Source organism: Hwanghaeella sp. LZ110 (genome assembly GCF_048892525.1).
GTDB lineage: Bacteria > Pseudomonadota > Alphaproteobacteria > UBA8366 > Aestuariispiraceae > Pacificispira.
Map to the genome: position 1 here is coordinate 1 of NZ_JBLZHT010000075.1, position 280 is coordinate 280.

Below are 280 nucleotides of genomic sequence, written 5' to 3' on the forward strand. Positions count from 1 at the left end.
GTCCCCATTTCCAGCACGGTCTGGCCGGGCAGGAATTTCAGTGTCGCCGGGTTCGGGGTGGATTCGGTCTGGATGAACATGGGCACAAATCCTTATCGGTTTCGTCAGATATGCGGGCGGGGGCGCGCCAAGTCAAGATTTGGAACGATTCTAAATCGGAGCCGTGGCGGTTGCCGACGGCGCAAAGCGTCCCCCTTTCACGGACCGACCCGACGCCCGCACGGGGAAGACCGGGCGCGCTCCGCCCGCGACGGCGGCGGTCAGGTGATCTCTTCGAGCT

At 63.9% G+C, this 280-nt stretch carries 1 protein-coding gene; it reads right to left on the reverse strand.

All coding sequences use genetic code 11. The annotated features are described in order from the left end of the window. Positions 1 to 80 (reverse strand): NifU N-terminal domain-containing protein (locus ACOSDM_RS20265; protein ID WP_420726344.1); only part of this gene is annotated, 80 nt, incomplete at its 3' end. Positions 81 to 280: the final 200 nt, after the last annotated feature.